General features: G+C 60.0%; 16 protein-coding genes. 3 read left to right on the forward strand and 13 right to left on the reverse strand.

Annotated elements, in window-relative coordinates:
• Window position 1: 1 nt before the first annotated feature.
• Window positions 2–1315, reverse strand: a complete 1314-nt coding sequence (locus PUT78_RS13915; RefSeq protein ID WP_274352877.1) for a sugar ABC transporter permease — start codon at window positions 1313–1315, stop codon at window positions 2–4.
• Window positions 1316–1451: 136 nt separating this feature from the next.
• The gene (gene xylF / locus PUT78_RS13920) at window positions 1452–2477 is read right to left on the reverse strand and encodes a D-xylose ABC transporter substrate-binding protein (protein ID WP_274352878.1); all 1026 of its coding nucleotides are present in this window, start codon (window positions 2475–2477) and stop codon (window positions 1452–1454) included.
• 229 nt (window positions 2478–2706) lie between these two features.
• On the opposite strand from xylF, the gene PUT78_RS13925 reads away from it, so the two are divergent.
• Complete coding sequence (locus tag PUT78_RS13925) at window positions 2707–4008, forward strand: ROK family protein (protein ID WP_274352879.1); 1302 nt, start codon at window positions 2707–2709, stop codon at window positions 4006–4008.
• Complete coding sequence (locus PUT78_RS13930; protein WP_274352880.1) at window positions 4005–5492, forward strand: CRTAC1 family protein; 1488 nt, start codon at window positions 4005–4007, stop codon at window positions 5490–5492. Before PUT78_RS13925 ends, PUT78_RS13930 begins: the two co-directional genes overlap by 4 nt.
• A 243-nt stretch (window positions 5493–5735) precedes the next feature.
• Here PUT78_RS13930 and PUT78_RS13935 read toward each other — a convergent pair whose 3' ends face one another.
• The 11 genes from PUT78_RS13935 to PUT78_RS13985 all read right to left on the reverse strand — a co-directional run bounded on the left by PUT78_RS13935 (window position 5736) and on the right by PUT78_RS13985 (window position 18142).
• Window positions 5736–7067, reverse strand: coding sequence for a cytochrome-c peroxidase (locus PUT78_RS13935; RefSeq protein ID WP_274352881.1), 1332 nt, complete (start codon window positions 7065–7067; stop codon window positions 5736–5738).
• A 71-nt stretch (window positions 7068–7138) separates the two neighbouring features.
• The gene (locus PUT78_RS13940; protein ID WP_274352882.1) at window positions 7139–8281 is read right to left on the reverse strand and encodes a Gfo/Idh/MocA family protein; all 1143 of its coding nucleotides are present in this window, start codon (window positions 8279–8281) and stop codon (window positions 7139–7141) included.
• Window positions 8281–9339 (reverse strand): sugar phosphate isomerase/epimerase family protein, encoded by a 1059-nt coding sequence (locus PUT78_RS13945; protein WP_274352883.1) that lies wholly within the window; start codon window positions 9337–9339, stop codon window positions 8281–8283. The genes PUT78_RS13940 and PUT78_RS13945 overlap by 1 nt, the downstream gene beginning before the upstream one ends.
• 37 nt (window positions 9340–9376) lie before the next feature.
• Entirely contained in the window at window positions 9377–10978 is a 1602-nt protein-coding gene (locus PUT78_RS13950) for a glycoside hydrolase family 43 protein (protein ID WP_274352884.1), read from the reverse strand.
• Entirely contained in the window at window positions 10975–12027 is a 1053-nt protein-coding gene (gene mgrA / locus PUT78_RS13955) for an L-glyceraldehyde 3-phosphate reductase (RefSeq protein ID WP_274352885.1), read from the reverse strand. Before mgrA ends, PUT78_RS13950 begins: the two co-directional genes overlap by 4 nt.
• Window positions 12024–13145 (reverse strand): Gfo/Idh/MocA family protein, encoded by a 1122-nt coding sequence (locus PUT78_RS13960; RefSeq protein ID WP_274352886.1) that lies wholly within the window; start codon window positions 13143–13145, stop codon window positions 12024–12026. The genes mgrA and PUT78_RS13960 overlap by 4 nt, the downstream gene beginning before the upstream one ends.
• A gap of 10 nt (window positions 13146–13155) precedes the next feature.
• Entirely contained in the window at window positions 13156–13905 is a 750-nt protein-coding gene (locus PUT78_RS13965) for a sugar phosphate isomerase/epimerase family protein (RefSeq protein WP_274352887.1), read from the reverse strand.
• Between the two features lie 33 nt (window positions 13906–13938).
• Window positions 13939–15024: an ABC transporter ATP-binding protein gene (locus PUT78_RS13970; RefSeq protein WP_274352888.1), complete on the reverse strand. Its 1086-nt coding sequence runs from the start codon at window positions 15022–15024 to the stop codon at window positions 13939–13941.
• A gap of 4 nt (window positions 15025–15028) precedes the next feature.
• Window positions 15029–15922, reverse strand: coding sequence for a carbohydrate ABC transporter permease (locus tag PUT78_RS13975; RefSeq protein WP_274352889.1), 894 nt, complete (start codon window positions 15920–15922; stop codon window positions 15029–15031).
• Window positions 15919–16830 (reverse strand): carbohydrate ABC transporter permease, encoded by a 912-nt coding sequence (locus PUT78_RS13980; RefSeq protein ID WP_274352890.1) that lies wholly within the window; start codon window positions 16828–16830, stop codon window positions 15919–15921. Before PUT78_RS13980 ends, PUT78_RS13975 begins: the two co-directional genes overlap by 4 nt.
• Window positions 16831–16906: 76 nt before the next feature.
• The gene (locus PUT78_RS13985) at window positions 16907–18142 is read right to left on the reverse strand and encodes an ABC transporter substrate-binding protein (RefSeq protein ID WP_274352891.1); all 1236 of its coding nucleotides are present in this window, start codon (window positions 18140–18142) and stop codon (window positions 16907–16909) included.
• A gap of 218 nt (window positions 18143–18360) precedes the next feature.
• Here PUT78_RS13985 and PUT78_RS13990 point away from each other — a divergent pair, with 218 nt between their 5' ends.
• Complete coding sequence (locus PUT78_RS13990; RefSeq protein ID WP_274352892.1) at window positions 18361–19386, forward strand: LacI family DNA-binding transcriptional regulator; 1026 nt, start codon at window positions 18361–18363, stop codon at window positions 19384–19386.
• The last annotated feature ends 22 nt before the right edge of the window (window positions 19387–19408 follow it).

A 19408-nucleotide genomic window follows, 5' to 3' on the forward strand; every position in this document is an offset into this window, starting at 1 on the left:
TTCAGCCCTTTCCTGTGCGGCGGCGATAGATGATGTCGATCAGCACGGCGAGAACCAGAACGCTGCCCACAACGATATTCTGCAAGGGTGCATCCACGCCCACCATGGCCATGCCAGATTGCAGCGACTGCATGATCAGCGCGCCAAGGATTGCGCCATAGATCGTGCCGATACCACCTGCCAGTGCTGTGCCGCCGATCACGGCCGCCGCGATGACGCGCAATTCGTCCAGCGTGCCGATATCATTGGAATGGTTGGTCAGACGGGCCGAGGCCACGACCGCCGAAATGGCACAAAGCGCGCCCATGATGGCAAACACCTTGACCGTCAGCAGGCGGGTGTTGATGCCCGACAATTCCGCCGCCTGCGGGTTCCCGCCAGTGGCAAAGATATAGCGCCCCAGCGCCGTGCGCCGGGCAACGACTGTCATGACAATAGCCACGACAATCAGCAACAGCACCGAAATCGGCAGGCCATAAGCGGCGGTAAACCCGTCCGGCATGGTTTCACCACGGGCGGCAAATTCGCGTTGCAGGCGCGCGGCGGGCACCTGATAGGAATTCAGCACCGTAATCAGCCCCAGAATGGCACCTGCAATGATCGCGCCCAATGCCATTTCGGCCCAAAGCGGTTTCACGGGGAAATCATGGCGCAGCTTGTCGCGCCGTTTCGACCAGAGTGCGGCCAGCGCGGCCAATGTGGCAACAATGCCCACGACCCATGACCAGAATTCGCCCATGGTCCCGTTTATGCCGCCGAACATCTGGAAGGTCTGGTCCAGCGGGCCGATGGTCTGGCCATTGGTCAGATACCACGCCACATTGCGCCAGACCAGCAAGCCCCCCAGCGTGACAATGAAGGCCGGAATCAACAGATACCCCGCCAGATAGCCCTGAAACGCCCCGATCAGCCCGCCGGTCAGAATGCCCGCGCCGATTGCCAGCCACGGGATAAGCGGATGACCCAGCGGCAGGCCCAGAAACTGCGGCAGCCATGCGGTTTGCATCATCGCCATGACCGCCGAACATGTGGCCAGCAGCGCGCCCACCGACAGGTCGATATGGCGCGTGACTATGACGAACACCATGCCAGTGGCCATGATGGCGACGCTGGCGGTCTGGATGGTCAGGTTGAATACATTGCGCGGGGTCAGGAAACGCCCGTCCGTCAGGACATTGAACACGACGGCAACCAGAATAAAGGCGCCGATCATGCCCAGCAGGCGGGTATCCAGTTCCAGTGCATCGATCAGGCGCGTTTTCTTCGCCTTGTCCGCGCCGGATAATGCGCGGTTCGCTGTGTTGGGGGTGCTCATGGGGAAATGTCCTGAATGTCGTGGCCGTGCAGCTGATCGCGGCGGGTGCACTGGCAAGGACCAATATGCGGCGGGCCAGCATATCGACGGTGGGGCGGCACGCATGCCGCCCCGTCTGATTCGCTTCGTGCAGGGATCAGTTACAGGGCGCGGGGCCGCTGCTGACACCCTGACACAGGGCTTCAAGACTGATCCAGCCTGCATCGACGACAACCGACAGGTTATCCGCTGTCACCGGAACAGGTTCCAGGAACATCGAGACCATTTCAGTGCCTGCGGGCGAGGTCCACATATCTGCGCCCTCGATATCGGCCATTTCGGTGCCGGCAGCCAGTTGCACAGCAATTTCAGCTGCTGCACGGCCCAGATCACGCGCGTCTTTCCACACGGAAACCGTTTGCGTACCAAGTGCAATACGGTTCAGCGCGGCGTGGTCGCCATCCTGGCCGGATACAGGGATTCCGTCCATGCCCTGCGCGGTGAGTGCAGCGACAACACCGCCAGCGGTGCCGTCATTGGACGCCACGACCGCATCGACATTGTTGTCCTGCGCAGTCAGGATCTGTTCCATGTTGCGCTGCGCATTGGCAGGCAGCCAGCCATCGGTATAGGCTTCGCCGACAATGGTAATGTCGCCAGCATCAATCGCGTCTTGCAGGATTTCCTGCTGGCCACCGCGCAGGAAGTCTGCGTTGGGGTCAGTGGGCGAACCTTTGATCATGACATAGTTGCCGTTTGGCGCCTGTTCCAGAACGGCGCGCGCCTGCATGCGACCCACTTCGACATTGTCGAAGGTCAGGTAAAACGCGCGGCTGTCCTCAATAAGGCGGTCATAGGCGACGACGGGGATCCCTTCATCTGCTGCGGCCTGCACGGCGGGGCCAATGGCGGCGGCGTCCTGCGCCAGAACGATCAGGGCATTCGCGCCCTGCGCCAGCAGGCTTTCGATGTCTGATAATTGCTTGGAAGATGATGATTGCGCATCAGATGAAATATAGGTGGCCCCCGCAGCTTCCAGCGCGGCGCGGATTGCAGCTTCATCAGTCTGCCACCGCTCTTCCTGAAAGTTGGACCAGCTTACGCCAACAGTCAGTGACTGGGCCAATGCGGATGTGCTGAAGCCAAGGGTTGCGACAATAGCCGCTGTCAGAATTCGTTGCATACGTTCCTCCCTGAACAAATCTTGGCGCGCAGTCTGATGCTGCGGCCAGACAGGGGAATAATGGCCATATATTTTTCGACTGTCAAACAAAATAAATGGAAATATGTCAGGTATTCTGACTATTATCCACTAATTTGCGCTGGTCTGGTGTTTTTGCTTGATGTATTCACCATTATTCGGTGTTATTAATTTATCCTGTGAAGTTATTATTGCGCTGGGGAGGGCAAAGATGACACCGCATCATGTCGGGGCCATCATATCTGATGCCGAAGAACCCACTGGTTGCGGGCCGGTTCTGGCGAATATCGCGCCGGTGCCCCGCCCCCTGCGTCAGATGCTGTTCGACTATACCCGCGCCCATGGCAAGATCACGCGCGCGGACATGGTGCGTGCCCTTGGCGTCAGTGCAGCATCGGTCAGTGCCGTTACCGCCGAACTGATCGCCGAAGGATTCCTGCGCGAAATCACCCTTGCCGCACCGCTGGAACCCGACCAGCCCCGTATCGGGCGTGGTCGACCACCTGTGGAGTTGGAGGTGGTTGCTGAAGCGCATTATGTTGTCGGCATGAAACTGGGGGATGTGCGCCATACTGCAGTGCTCAGCGATTTTGCGGGCCGCAGGATTGCCGAAGCCGATTTGCCGACCCGCCCCAACCGGAAAAGCCCCGCCATGCTGGTGGCCGAAGCCCGCGCATTGATGGATAAATTGCTGGCATCGCAAGGTATGCAGCTGCGCGATATCGACTCCATCGGGGTGGGTATGGCGGGTATGGTGGATTATGCGACCGGCAATGTGCCATGGTCGCCCATGCTGAATTCGCCGGGAACTGCACTAAGCGCGCAGTTTCAGGACGCATTCGGTGTGCCGACCTATCTGGACAATGATGCCAATCTGCTGACACTTGCGGAATTGTGGTTCGGGGGCGGGCGCAGGAAATCGGATTTCGCGGTGATCACCATTGAACATGGGGTAGGCATGGGGCTGGTGCTGTTCAACCAGCTCTATCGCGGGGGGCGCGGTGTGGGGCTGGAACTGGGGCATACCAAGGTACAACTGGACGGTGCGCTGTGCCGGTGCGGCAAACGGGGCTGTCTGGAAGCCTATGTTGCGGATTATGCGCTGGCGCGCGAAGCGGCAACCGCGCTGGACCAGCATGAAAGCCTGGCTGAAAGCCCGCTTGCCCTGCTGGAAGATCTGTTCGCGGAAGCGAAGCGCGGCAATGAAGCGGCGCTGTCCATTTTCAGGCGTGCGGGGCGGTATCTGGCGCTTGGCCTGTCGAATGTCGTGCAGATGTTTGACCCCGAACTGGTCATCCTGTCCGGTGGGCGCATGCAATATGATTATCTTTATGCCCGCGAGGTGATGGCCGAAATGCAGGCCATGACATTGATAGGTGCCCGCGCGCCCGCGCGTGTGGAAATCCATGCCTGGGGCGATCTGGTCTGGGCGCAGGGTGCAGTTGCGCTGGCGCTGGGGGCATTGACCGAGCAGCGGCTGGGCAGTTCTACCACGCGCGGCAGTGCCGCATGAGAGGCGCGGTTCTTGCCCTGATGATGACTGTGGCCCCTGCCCTGTCAGACACGCCGCATTTTGCCGACCTGACCCATACCATTCCCGAACATCATTATAGCGGCGGGTGGGAGCATTTCGTGGGTGGCGGCGTGGCCGCATTCGATTGCAGCGACAACGGACTGCCCGACCTGTTTCTGGCCGGTGGCGAAGGGCCTGCACTGCTGCTGCGCAACATGGGCGGCATGGTGTTCGCGCCGCAAGAAACTGACCTGCATGATGTGACAGGCGCCTATCCGCTGGATGTCGATGGCGACGGGGTGCTGGATCTGTTCGTGTTGCGCGTGGGGCCGAATGTGGTGTTGCGCGGGCTGGGGGATTGCCGCTTCCAGGATGCGACCGAAGAACTTGGCATTGATGCGGGCAATGGCTGGTCCACGGCATTCAGCGCGTGGTGGGATGCAGGTGCGACACGGCCCGCCATGTTCATCGGCAACTACGTGGACCGCGACGACCCCACAGGGCCATTCTTTGCCTGCGATGACAACCAACTGCTGCGCCCTGATGGCACGGGCTGGGTATCGGACCCCTTCGGGCCGGGGTTCTGCCCGCTCTCGGCGCTGGCCGCACGCGATGCGCGCGACCGCATGACGTTGCGCCTGTCCAATGACAGGCATTACTATGTGCGTGGCGGCCATGAACAGATGTGGGATATTGCAGATGGCCGCTTTCTGGACAGTGCTGACGGCTGGCCTGACCTGATGCTATGGGGCATGGGCATTGCCAGCCGTGACGTGACGGGCAACGGGCTGGCCGATGTTTACCTGACATCCATGGCCGATCAGATGCTGCAACTGGCCCAGCCCGATGGCACCTATGACCCCGCCCCCTTCAGCATGGGCCACACGGCGCACCGACCGTTTGCGGGCGATGATGGCCGCCCATCGACCGGGTGGCATGCGCAATGGGGGGATGTGAACAATAACACCCGCGCCGATCTGTTCGTGGCCAAGGGCAATGTGGACCAGATGCCTGATCTGGCCATGGCCGATCCCAACAACCTGTTGCTGCAAGGCACGGATGGCAAGTTTTCTGAGGTCGCGCATTCCGCGGGGCTGGCGGATCCTGACCGTTCGCGCGGGGCGGCGCTGGTGGATCTGGATGGTGATGGGCGGCTTGATCTGGTGGTGATGAACCGCCGTGCGCCTGCGCGGCTGTATCGCAATGACACCGATGGGGTTGGCAACTGGCTGGGCGTTGATCTGCGCCAAGACGGGGCAAACCGCTTTGCGATTGGCGCGCGGGTGCACGTGGAAACCGAAACGGGCACGCAATGGCAGGACATCACCATCGGCGGGGGCCATGCAGGCGGACAACTAGTGCCACTGCATTTCGGGCTAGGGGACGCTATGCGCGCCGATGTGCATGTCATCTGGCCCGACGGGCGGGAAAGTCGCCATAGCGTCGATGCCGTCAATCAGGTTATCAGCCTGCAGCCTGACTGAAGCATCGCGGAACAAAGGCCGCAGGGTTTGAAGGGACCGTCGCGCCAGTGGCGCGGCGAAAGCCCGGAAAACGCGCTATCGGCGGGCCGTCCCGCGGCCTGCCGGTTACGCCAGCGTCATAGCACGCCTTGTATGTCGGGGTATTCCGCCTGCATAAAGTGAGCGTCTCAGATGTGGGATCGGTAGTCCCCTGCCCGCCGATAGCGCGGGTTATATTCATACCCCAACACTCAAACGCTCCCATTACGGGTTCGGAACGACCAGTCCGCTGGGCACAGAAGGGGGCACGCCCAACTGCCCCGCCAGTGCCTGCGGGTCGCTCAAGCTGTTCAGAAAGGCCACGATATCGGCAATATCGTCGTCATTCAACGCGATGGGCGGGGTTTGCACGGCACCCGCAATGGCGGCAATCTCAACGGGGTCATTCATGATCAGCCAGTCGTCCACACCCAGATCGGGCAGGATGACCTGCGCGCGGTCATAGCGTGTCAGCGCGGTCACAGGGTCGGCATGGTCGCGGATGAAACCTGCCAGCGTGGCATGTGAACCCGCATGCCCATAGGGGGCAGAATGCGCCACATTGCGCAGCGACGGTGTGCGAAAGGCAAAAGCATCTTCATCCCGCCCTGTCACGCGCATGCGCCCTGTGTCGCGGCGGTGGGATTCAAACCGCGCGGCTTTGCCCGGCCCCAGTTGCGGCACGCCGCGCGCATGAAACCCGTGATCGGTCTGGAACGGGCCGGAATGGCAGGTGCTGCAAGTTGCACGCCCGTAAAACAGACCCATCCCGCGCGCCGCATCCTCCGGCAGGCTGGTCCCGTCGCGCAGAAAGGCATCAAACGGGCTGGTATCAGACCGGAATTCGACAGCGACAAATGCCGCGATGGCGTTGGATATATCAGTAAAGGCAATGTCGTCAGGGGCCCCAATATTGTCATGCGTCGCGATGAAGCGCGCGGCGTAATCGGGAATGCCACGCACCCGCGCGGCAATCAGATCCCATGCGCCGCCTGCGCCGGTAATCCGGCCCTGCCGCACGGCCTGTGCGATTTCATTCTCGCTGTAATGGCCTGCCATTTCATCGGGGCTCAGCACAGGAAACATGTTCTGCGCCGACAGAAGCGACGCGAACCCCACCATCATGTCGCCTTCCAGCGGGGTGCGCAGACCGGTTTCGCGGGTTGGGTCTTCCTCTATCCGGCCATCATGAAACATGCGGGTGAATTCATGCGCGCCAAGGTTCCACAACGCCGGTGAATTGCGCGGAATGCGCTGCTCGGGCATGTTATCCGCATCGGCCACGCGGGCTGGGCCAAGCCCCCTGCCCCCGTCCCCCAGCCCCAGCGATACCCCGTCCGAGGTGCCAAAGGCAGGGTGGTGGCATGTCGCACAGGCCACTTCACGGTTGCCCGACAGGATGGGGTCATAAAACAGATGCCAGCCAAGGCGCACCAGTTCCGGCGGATGGCTGGCATAATCCGTATCCGACACCGGGTCAGGCAAGGGGATGTCAGCCATAGCGCCGCCGGGGGCAAGCCCTGCAACCACTATCAGACCCAAAGCGATGCACCGCATCCTGTCCCCCTTCCCCATCGTTGCCACATAGAGTGCCGCAACAATGGGGTTGCAGCAAGGGGCCAACGCGGTCAGCCCTGTTGAATGACCGGCGTCCAGACCCCGCCCGCCTGTGATGAACGCAGGCAGGCATCGATGAAGCGCATACCCGAAAGCCCGTCCGACAGGCCCGGCAGGACAGACCCCCCAGTGGTATTGTCGGCATCATGTGCGCGAATCGCATCTGCCGCTTCAAGGTAAAGCGTGGCAAACCCTTCCAGATACCCTTCGGGGTGACCGGCCGGTATGCGTGTGGTGGCAAGTCCCGCATCAGTGGCGCCCGCGCCCGCGCGTGTCAGAATCTGCGTTGGCTGGCCAAAGCGCGTGAACGCCATCTGGTTGGGGTTTTCCTGCGCCCAGTCCAGGCCTCCCTTGTCACCGTGAATACGCAGCCGCAACGCGTTTTCATTGCCGACGGCCACCTGCGATGCCCAGAGCATGCCTTTTGCCCCGCTGGCATAGCGCAGCATCACATGGGCGTTGTCATCCACCGCGCGCCCCTCCACGAAACTGGACAGATCGGCGGCCAGCGCTTCGGGGGACTGGCCGGTCACGAATTCGGCCAGTTGCCAGGCATGGGTGCCAATATCGCCAATTGCCCCGCCCGCGCCGGACCGCGCGGGGTCGGTGCGCCATTCGGCCTGTTTGCCGGTGGCGGCTTCGGTCAGCCAGTCCTGCACATATTCGACATGCACGAGCCGCAACTGCCCCAACTCACCCCGCGCAACCATGTCGCGCGCTTGTCGGATCAGCGGATAACCCGAATAATTATGCGTCAGCACAAACAGCTTGCCCGATTGTGCCAGCACCTGTTCCAGTTGCAGCGCATCTTCCAGTTTCGACGCCAGCGGTTTGTCACAGATGACATGAATTCCCGCCTTCAGAAACGCCAGCGCAGCAGGGACATGCATATGATTGGGCGTGACAATCGCAACCGCATCGATGCCGTCATCGCGCGCGGCTTCCGCTGCTGCCATCTGCTCAAAGCTGTCATAGCTGCGATCGGGCGCGATCCCCAGCGCGGCCGCTGATGCATGCGCGCGTGCTGCGTCCGACGACAGCGCCCCCGCAACCAGATCCCACTGCCCGTCAATGCGCGCGGCAATGCGGTGAACACCCCCGATGAACGCGCCTTCGCCGCCGCCCACCATGCCCAGTTTCAGACGTGCGCTCATTATGCAATCCCCAGCATGGCGCGGATCTGCGCGATATCGGTTTTGGCGCCTGCGAAATCGTCAAACGCCTTGTCGGTCACGTCGATGATGTGCTGCGCGATGAAAGGCGCACCTTCGGCCGCGCCTTGTTCCGGTGATTTCAGGCAGCATTCCCATTCCAGCACGGCCCAGCTGTCATATCCATATTGGGCCAGTTTGGAAAAGATCGCCGCGAAATCAACCTGGCCATCGCCAAGGCTGCGGAACCGGCCCGCGCGGTTCAGCCATGGCTGATAGCCGGAATAAACGCCCTGCCGCCCATCGGGGTTGAATTCCGCATCCTTGACGTGAACGGCGCAGATGCGGTCATGATAGATATCGATGAAGGCCAGATAATCCATCTGTTGCAGCAGGAAATGCGACGGGTCGTAATTGATGCGCGCGCGGGTATGTCCGTCCAGCGCGTCCAGAAACATTTCCCATGTCGCACCGTCAAAGACATCTTCGCCGGGGTGAATTTCATAACCGATATCAACGCCGTATTCGTCATAGACATCCAGAATAGGCCGCCAGCGACGGGCCAGTTCGGCAAATGCCTCGTCTATCAGGCCAGCGGGGCGCTGTGGCCAGGGGTACAGGAACGGAAACGCCAGCGACCCGGTAAAGCTGACGGACGTGTCCAGCCCCAGATGGCGACTGGCGCGCGCGGCCTTTTTCACCTGATCCACGGCCCATTCCTGCCGCGCTGCCGGTTTCCCATGCAGGGCGGCAGGCGCAAATCCGTCAAACGCCGTATCATAGACAGGGTTCACGGCAACAAGCTGGCCTTGCAGATGGGTGGACAATTCGGTGATTTCCACACCCGCCGCAGCGCAGATACCAGCGATTTCGTCGCAGTAATCCTTGCTTTCGGCAGCACGGTCCAGATTGAACAGGCGTGTGTCGAATGTTGGGATCTGCACGCCTTTGTACCCCAGCGATGCGGCCCATTTGGTGATATTTTCCAACGAGTTGAAAGGGGCATCATCGCCTGCGAATTGCGCCAGGAACAGGGCTGGACCCTTAATTTTTGCGGGCATTGGTTTTCCTCGTGGTTTGGTGTTTTGGGCAGGCCGTTCAGGCCCGTCCCGGTTCGGGAGTGTAATCGAAGCTGCGGAAATGCGCGGGCAGTGCCCGTCCGGTGATGTCGAATGCCATCATCCCGACAAAGGCGCCGGTGAAGGAACCATGTTCCCCCCGCCCGCCTTCGTCCGAAATGACCGATGCATCCAGCGCTGGCCCAAGCGGGGATGTGGTGCCACCCTGATGCCAGTGGAATTGCTGCACTGCACCGCTGACCTGCACCGACAGCCAGACAGGGCCGGGGGCCAGTGCGACCGGCTCGCATGGCCAGCTTAACGCGCCATCAGGCCAGTCGCCATTGCAGGACATGATTGTCAGGCACCGCCCCAGCGTCTTGTCCCATGTCACGGCGGCGAAATGGAACTTGCTGCGGTTGTAATATGTCACCAGCCCTGCGGCCTGCTGATAGGTGTCGGGGGTAAATTCCGCCAGTTCGGTTTCGGCGCTGTAATGCAGATGTTCCTGCCTGCGCGCGACCAGCGATTGTTCAAACCAGCTGCCAATGCTTTCGCGTGCGTGCAGGCGCAGCGCATCCCCCGTCAGGGTAAACAGCCGTTCGGGCTGCGGGCTGCGCAACCACTGGAATTCCGGCGGCAGGTCCGGCCCGTCAAACACGCGCCGGATGGCAGCAGCGGGCCGTGGTTCCACCTCTGTAGGGGCGGCCACATCCAGCGCGGGCACGGGACCGCCATGCGCCAGATACAACCAGTCATCATCGGCCCAGATACATTTCTGGATCGCGGTTTCACGCCCCAGCGGCGAAAACCGCCCCGGAAGCGGGCGCGAACACAGATGCGTATGATAGACATCACCCTGCGGTGTTTCCACAATCTGGCCATGGCCCGCGCGTTGCAGGGGCGCGTCCGGGTGGTCCCTTGACGTGATCAGATGTGTGTCGGGGTGCAGCGTGTATGGGCCATCAATCTGGCGCGCGCGCGCCATTGTTACGGCATGACCATAGCCGGTGCCCCCTTCGGCGGTGGTCAGGTAGTAGTAGCCCTTGCGTTTGAACAGATGTGGCCCTTCGACCAGTCCAATGGAACTGCCTGCGAAAATATTGTGCACCGGGCCGGTCAGCCCGTGTTCCGGGTGCCATTCCTGCATCAGAATGCCGTCAAAGGCGGGGCTTCTCGGCCGGCCGCCCACTGAACGCCCGCAATGGTTCCATTGCATGTTCAGAAACCATTTGCGCCCGTCATCATCATGAAACAGCGACGGGTCAAACCCCGATGAATTGACATAGACCGGGTCCGACCACGGCCCGTCAATCGCGGGTGCAGTGACGATGTAGTTATGCGCATCCTTGAAATTGCCGTCCAGCCGTTTGACATCCGTGTAGACCAGCCAGAACAGCCCGTCCGCATGGGACAGGCACGGCGCCCAGACCCCGCAACTGTCGGGATTGCCGCGCATGTCCAACTGGCTGGCCCGCGTCAGCGGGCGGCAGGCCAGTTCCCAGTTCACCAGATCGGTGGAGCGGTGAATCTGTACGCCGGGGAACCATTCAAATGTTGATGTGGCGATGAAATAGTCATCCCCCACACGGCATATGGACGGGTCAGGGTTGAAACCGGGCAGGATGGGGTTGCGGATCATGTCTGCCCTGCCCCTTTGTCCAGTTCGGATGATTGCGCCCACAGGTTGATGTTTTCTTCATCCGCCCAACGGTCAATCTCGGCCAGTTCCGCAGCGGTGAAATCCAGATTACCCACGGCGCCTGCGCAATCCACCACCTGCGCGGGCTTTGATGCGCCGATCAGAGCCGTCGTAATGCCGCCATCGCGTAACACCCATGCAATTGCCATCTGCGCCAGTGTCTGCCCGCGGGCCGCCGCAATGTCATTGAGCTTGCGGATGTTTTCGATCGCGCGGTCGCTGATCATGCCAGCGGCCAGCGATTTGCCCTGACTGGCGCGGCTGCCTTCGGGAATACCGTTCAGGTATTTCGTGCTCAGCATGCCTTGTGCCAGCGGTGTGAACGCGATGGAGCCGACCCCCAGTTCCTGCAAGGTCTGCTTCAGCCCGTCGCGTTCCACCCAACGGTTCAGCATATTATAGCTGGGCTGGTGAATCACGCAGGGCGTGCCAAGGTCTTTCAGGATGGCTACAGCCTGACGGGTGCGTTCGGAATTATAGCTGGAAATCCCGGCATAATGCGCGCGGCCCGACCGCACGATGTAATCCAATGCGCCCATGGTTTCTTCCAGGGGCGTGTCGGGGTCAAAACGGTGGGAATAGAAGATATCGACATAATCCAGCCCCATACGTTTGAGCGACGCATCGCAGGACGACACCAGATACTTGCGGCTGCCCCATTCCCCATAAGGCCCCGGCCACATCCGGTAGCCCGCCTTGGTCGAAATCACCAGTTCATCGCGGTAAGGCGCAAAATCGGTGCGCAGTATTTCCCCGAATGCCGCTTCGGCGGCACCAGGGCGGGGGCCGTAATTATTGGCCAGATCGAAATGCGTGATTCCGTGGTCAAAGGCCGTCTGGCAAATGCTGCGCTTCACCTCATGCGGGGTGTCATCGCCGAAATTATGCCACAACCCCAGTGAGATTGCAGGCAACATCAGCCCGGACGCCCCGCAGCGCCGGTATTGCATCCGCGTGTAGCGGTCGTCTGATGCGCAATAGACACTCATGCCAGCAACGCCTGTGCTGCGTCGGGGGACAGCGCTTCGGGGCGTTCACAACTGGTGGCGATGTCCAGCACCTGGCCGGTTTCCGCAGCGTTCAGAATGGCGGTCATCACATCCACCACATGCAGCGAAAATTCCAGCGAACACCGGTGCGGCCGCCCGTCCAGAATGGCCAGCGCCATATCGGCCAGCCCTGCGGCGCGATAATTGGCCTGCACCCCGTCATTGGCACGCGCAAACGGGTGATCCCATGCTGTACCTGCCGAAGTGAACGCAGCTTTCTGGGTCATGCGCACTTCACCGCCAAAGAAATTGGGGTCGGGCACATGCAGGGTGCCATGTTCGCCATACAGTTCCATGGGGGCATGGCCGTGCTGCCAGACATCCCAACTGGCGCAATAGGTCACCTGCGCGCCCGAATGGAATTGCAGGATCGCATGTATGGTGGTCGGCGTTTCAACAGGGATTTTCTGCCCATAACGCGGCTGCGATGTGATGGTGCGTTCGGCCTGCGCACTCATGCTCATGGCGGTCACACGTTTGACCGGTCCCAGAAGCTGCACAAGGTTGGAAATGTAGTATGGTCCCAGATCAAGGATCGGCCCGCCACCCGGCTTGAAAAAGAAGTCCGGGTTCGGGTGCCACATTTCCATGCCGGGGCTTTGCACGAAACAGGTGCCCGATGTGATGGCCCCGACCCGCCCGTTGTCAATCAGATGGCGGGCAAGCTGATGCGCCCCGCCCAGGAATGTGTCGGGTGCGGACCCCACGCGCAGCCCCTTTGCCGCAGCCTTGCTGGCCAGGGCGCGCCCCTCATCCAATGTCAGCACAAAGGGTTTTTCGGAATAGACATGTTTTCCCGCCTCCAGCACTTGCTGGGATACGGAAAAATGCGCGGCAGGCACGGTCAGGTTGACGATGATGTCAATGTCATCCGCGGCCAGAAGCCCGTCAATGGTTTCTGCACGCAGGCTGAATTCACCCGCGCGGGCCTTCGCCGCATCTTCGGACAGATCAGCACAGGCGCGCATTTCAATGCCGCGAAACAGTGGGGCCAGGCGCATATATGCAGCAGAGATATTCCCGCAGCCCAAAACCCCGATACCAAGTTTTCTTGTCATGATTTGCCCCTTAGAACTGGCGGAAACTGGTGATGGACCGGCGCGCAAAACGAGCCAGGTCATTCGGGTTGTCGTGCTCCATCACGAACAGGCTGACCCCTGCGGCGCGCAATGCGGCCGTAATAGCAGGCCAGTCCATGGTGCCATGGCCGACATCGGCCCAGCCATCTTCATCTTCGGCCTCTCCCGCAGGGGCGATGTCCTTGACATGGGCCGCGGTGATGCGCGTTGCGTGGTCCTTGATCCATGCCAGCGGGTCACCCCCGCCGCGCACGATCCAGGCGATATCGGCCTCCCATTCCATTGACGGGGCGCCTTCCAACAGCAGCGCCATTGGGATTTCGCCCGTGGGAAGGGGCATGAATTCCCAATGGTGGTTGTGCCAGCCAAAGCGCAGGCCCGCATCCTGTACGCGCTTGGCGGCTGTTTCCAGCCGCGCGGCCAGATCGCGCCACGCTGCTGCATCCGCGCCCTCGCGGTAGATATCATCAGGTGCGGGGCAATAGATTTGCGCCATACCCAAAGCCCGCGCTGCAGCGATGGATTTGTCAAAATCCTCCTCGAAGCTGGCCAGCGGGAAGAAATGCCCAGAGGGCATCGACAACCCGCGCGCATCAAGTGCGGCGCGGAAAGCGGGCGCGTCCTGATAGACCCCGCCGAACCCTTCGACCTGTGTATAGCCGAGGGCCGTCAACTGATCGAGAACCCCCTCCCATGGTGTGAAGTTACGTGCTGAATAAAGCTGGAACGAGACGTCCATGCTGCATACCTTTCTGCGGTTCTGATTTTGGCTTTACAGCCGGTTTTCCGTTGATTTATCGAAAAGCGACAGGCGCGCCGGATCAAACCCGATGGGTATGCGGTCGCCGATGTCCACTGCCTCCTGGCCATCCATGCGGAAGCGCAATTCCTGGCCGTTCACTTTGGCCCAGACTTGGGTATCCGACCCCATGGGTTCGACCATATCGACCAGCGCCTCCATCTGCACAGGCTGATCTTCGGCCCATTTGCCCGACTGCACATGTTCCGGGCGTAGCCCCAGCCAGACCGGCCCCGTCGTTGGCGGCCCGACGAATTCATACCCCTGCACCGAAAATTCCAGACCCCGCCCGGTATCGAACCGTTGCGCCCCGCCGTCCAGCTGACCTTCCATGAAATTCATGGCAGGCGAGCCGATGAAACCTGCCACGTATTTGTTCACGGGACGGTTATAAATTTCCGACGGATGTGCAAGCTGCATGATCTGCCCGCCGCGCATGATGGCGATGCGGTCAGCAAGGGTCATAGCCTCTACCTGATCATGTGTCACATAGATCATGGTGTTCTTCAGGGTCTGGTGCAGACGTTTGATTTCCACCCGCAGATCGGCGCGTAGTTTCGCATCCAGATTCGACAGTGGTTCATCAAACAGGAACACATCGACATCGCGCACCAGCGCGCGCCCGATCGCCACCCGCTGGCGCTGCCCGCCTGACAACGCACCGGGTTTGCGCTTCAGAAGCGGCTCGATCTGCAGCACTTCGGCTGCACGGGCGATGCGCTTTGCAATCTCGTCCTTGGGCACACGGGCATTCTTCAGGCCGAAGGTAAGGTTCCCTTCGACCGTCATCTGCGGATAAAGCGCGTAGGACTGGAACACCATGCCGATGCCACGTCTGGACGGTTCCTCCCAGGTGACATTCTGCCCCTGAATATGGATTTCGCCATCGGTGACATCCAGAAGCCCCGCGATGCAGTTCAGAAGTGTTGATTTTCCGCAACCGGATGACCCCAGAAGCACCAGAAACTCGCCCTGCCCCACTTCCAGATTCAGGTCTTCCAGTACCGTCACAGCGCCAAAGCTGAGTTTCAGGTCCTTGATTTCGATAGAATTTGTCATGTTCTTAGCCCTTGACTGCGCCGGCAGCGATGCCGCGAACGAAAAGTCTGCCAGAGAAGAAATATACTGCCAGTGGCACCAGCCCTGTCAGCATGGTGGCTGCCATGTTCACATTATATTCCTTTACGCCCTGCACCGAGTTGACGATATTGTTCAGTTGCACCGTCATCGGGTAATTCTCTGGGCGGGTATAGACGACGCCGAACAGGAAATCGTTCCATATACCTGTGACCTGAATGATGCCCGAAACCACAAAGATCGGCAGCGACATCGGGATCACGATACGAAAGAAGATACCCCAGAAGCCGGCACCGTCCACCCGTGCGGCCTTGAACAATTCTTCCGGCAGCGCCACGAAATAGTTGCGGAACAACAATACGTTGATTGGCATGGCAAAGACCGTATGCACCAGCACCAGCCCCCAGAGCGAGCCGAACAGCCCCATTTCGCGCAGAATGATTACCAGCGGATAGAGAAGCACCTGATAGGGGATGAATGCGCCCAGCAGAAGGATGCCGAAGAACACTTCGGACCCCCTGAAGCGCCAGCAGGCCAGCACATAGCCCGTCAGTGCCGCGACCGAAACCGAGAGGATCAGCGACGGGATCAGAATGCGCACAGAATTCCCGAACCCGCGCGACAGCCCGTCGCAATTGATACCGGTGCAGGCTTCCGACCAGGCCTTGACCCAGGGCTGGAACGTGATTTCCACCGGCGGCGAGAAAATATTGCCGACACGGATTTCGGCCATATCCTTCAACGAGGTGACGAGCATCACATAAAGCGGCAGCAGATAGTAGATGCTGAAGATGATCAGTGCGCCATAAAGCATGATATTGCGCGGCGCGAAGGGGTTTTTCGGCCTGGCCCCGCGCGGAGTGGTGACAGCAGCGGTCATTGGCGCTTCTCCCGGAATTGCATATAGGCCCATGGAATCAGAATGATGGCGACTGTCACCAGCATCATTGTCGATGCGGCAAAGCCCTGACCAAGGTTCTGACGTGTGAACAGCGTGTCATAGACGTATTTCGCAGGTACTTCCGACGCGATGCCCGGCCCGCCCGCTGTCATGGCCACAACCAGATCATACAGTTTCACAATCCCGCTGGTGACCAGTACCAGCGCGGTCACGAAAACCGGTTTCATCATCGGAATGATCACGATGATATAGGTTTTCCAGATCGGAATCCCGTCCACGCGGGTGGCCTTCCAGATATCTTCGTCAATGCCGCGCAAGCCTGCCAGCATGATGACCATGATCAGCCCCGTGCCCTGCCACAGCCCTGCAATCAACAGGCCGATAATCACCAGATCGGGGTTATAGAGCGGGTCGAAGTTGAAATTCTGAAAGCCCAGTCCGCGGATAATTGCCTGAATGCCGAATTCTGGGTTCAGGATCCATTGCCAGACAAGACCTGTGACGATGAAGGACAGCGCGAACGGATACAGGAAAATCGTGCGGAATGTATCCTCATATCGGATTTTGCGATCCAGAAGGGCCGCCAGAAAGAAACCCAGACACATGGTCAGCACCAGCGACACGATGCCGTAAACCGCCAGGTTTTCAATGGATACGAGCCATCGTCGCGTGCTCCACAGGCGTTCATACTGATCGAGGCCAACCCAGTTCAGCCGTGGTAACAGGCGCGAGTCTGTGAAGGAATGCAGCACTGTCCATAGCGTGCCCCCCACGAAAACACCAAGTCCCACCAGCACCATCGGGATGGCCGCAATCTTGGATGACAGATTGCGCAGCAGGCGGATTGGCGGGCGTGCGCCATCGCGAACGCGTCTTGCGCTTGACATTATTGTTCTCCGGATTTCGGGAAATACTGTCGGATGACCGGGATTCCCTGCACGTCAGGGAACCCCGGCTGGCTGATCAGTCTGCGCGCGAGATTATGTCGGCATACTGACGCTGCGCATCCTCGGCGGAATAGCTGGGATCATTCCAGAATTCGACCATCAGATCCTCAAGCTGGCCTTGGGTATCAGGTGAAAAGGTCTGGTTCGTATCCGGCAGGATTGCGCCGGTCGCCAGAATTTCCAGTCCTTTGGCCATGCAGTCATTCGCCGCCGTCAGGTCAATATCACCACGCACCGGCAATGACCCTTTCTTCAGGTTGAACGCGACCTGGGCTTCTTTGGAAATCATCAGCGAGGCCAGTTCAAGCTGGGCGGCCTCAATTTCCGGGTTGTTGACCTTCGGGAAATAGAAGGCATCCCCCCCGGTTGAGATGATCTCATTCACGCCCAGACCCGGCAGGCAGGAATAATCCTCTCCGGCAACCTGACCTGCGACCTGAAATTCACCCTGCGCCCAGTCGCCCATGATCTGGCCGCCTGCCTGACCTGAAATCAGCATGTTCGTTGCCTGATTCCAGTCCTGCACATTCGAGCGCGCGGAAAATGCGCGGGCCTGTGCCGCAGCTTCGAACACGCGGGCATAGTCCGGTCCTGCCGCAACCTCGGCGTCATGATCAAGATGCACTGCTTTCCATGCATCGGTGCCCGCCAGCGCGATCGCCATCACGTTGAATGCACCGTTGGATTGCCAGGGCTGCTGACCCATCGCAAGCGGGATTTTCCCAGCTTCTTCCAGCGCGGGGGCAGCGGCAACAAATTCGTCCCAGTTTGTTGGTACAGGAATGCCCGCATCCTCATAGGCTTTGTGACTCAGCCACAGCCATTGCCAGGAATGAATATTGATCGGCACGCAATAAATGCGGCCGTCCAGCGTGCAACTGTCCAGAAGCGAACTGGGGTTAACGAAGTCACTCCAGCCTTCGGCCTCTGCCAGTTCGGTCAGGTCCAGCATCAGCCCGGCTTCGACCAGTTCTTCGGCCTGCCGTCCATGGTTGAATTGCGTAGCGCCCATCGGGTCGCCGCCGGTAATGCGGCCAACCATGATCGGGCGCGCGGTGCCCCCGCCCCCGGCGATGGCACCATCAACCCATGTATGTTCGGTGTTTTCATTGAACATACGTGCGAATTCGGAAACAGCCGCGGCTTCACCGCCTGATGTCCACCAATGTGTCACTTCCAGATCGGCGGCCATGGCGGCAGTACCAACGGAAATCAGGCTGGTTGATGCCAGCAATGCGATTGTTTTTTTCATTTATTCCTCCCTCAGCGACATAAGCCGCGTGTGTCACGTGCAGCGCGGATTTTTTCGAAAACTTCTTGCCCGCGCGATGTAATCGATTACAATCCGAGATCAAAGTACTCTCCTCCGAGGATGAATCACGATGTAATCGATTGCACTAGCTTCCACCACATGAAACAATCTGTCAAGAAATTTGTAACCGCCCAGAAAAGAAGGTCGCGGAACCCCCGATGAAAAAGACCCAGCCAAAAATCAAGGACGTCGCATTCGTCGCGGGCGTATCCACTGCAACTGTCAGTCGCGCCCTTACCCAGCCCGACCGCCTGAGTGCGCCAACGCGCCAGAAGGTTTTCGACGCGATCCATTCCACCGGTTACCGTGTCAATCAGGCGGCGCGCAATCTGCGCACAAGGCGCGCGGGGGCGGTTCTGGTGCTGGTTCCGAATCTGGGGAACCCGTTCTTTTCCGCAATCCTGTCCAGCATCAATGATGTGCTTGCCGCCAACGGGTATTCGGTTCTGGTGTTTGACAGCCAGCAACCCGGCGCATCTGAACATGCGGTTGCGGATTGTTTTCTAAATGGCAGTGTGGATGGCATGATCACCCTGGACGGGCATATGTCGGATGCAACAGGCCATGCGCTGCGCAGCACCAACATGATGCAGCAGGTTGTTTTCTGCTGCGAATGGTCCGATCAATGGCAGCTGCCTTCTATCCGCAGCAATAATGGACTAGGAACGCGACTGGTGGTCGATCATCTTGTTGCGCTGGGGCATCGCAGGATTGCCCATGTGGCCGGCCCTGCGGAAAATATTCTGGCCGAGGTGCGCAAAAAAGCGTTTGCCCAACGTTGCGCCATACATGGGCTGGATATTTCACCGGACTGGATTGTGGAAGGCGACTTTTCATTGGGCGCGGGTGCGCGGGCCGCAGAACGGATTCTGGCACTTTCGGAACGGCCAACAGCGGTTTTCTGTGCATCGGATGCGATGGCACTCAGCTTCATTACGCGGTGCCAGCAGCTTGGCGTTGCGGTGCCGCAGGATATTTCGGTCGTAGGGTTCGATGATATCGAACTGGCGGCCTTCATGGAACCGGGCCTGACCACCATCCGTCAGGACCGGTCCGGGCTTGGCAGGCTTGCGGCGCAGGAATTGCTGGCGCGGCTGCGGGGCGAGCAGAAAACCGAAGGGGCGCATGTCATCTTTGCGCCTGTCGCATTGATTGAACGGGGTACGACCGCCGCGCCGCCATGATGCGCAAAACCGTTACCCGGTT

This window comes from Roseinatronobacter alkalisoli (genome assembly GCF_028745735.1).
Taxonomy (GTDB): domain Bacteria; phylum Pseudomonadota; class Alphaproteobacteria; order Rhodobacterales; family Rhodobacteraceae; genus Roseinatronobacter; species Roseinatronobacter alkalisoli.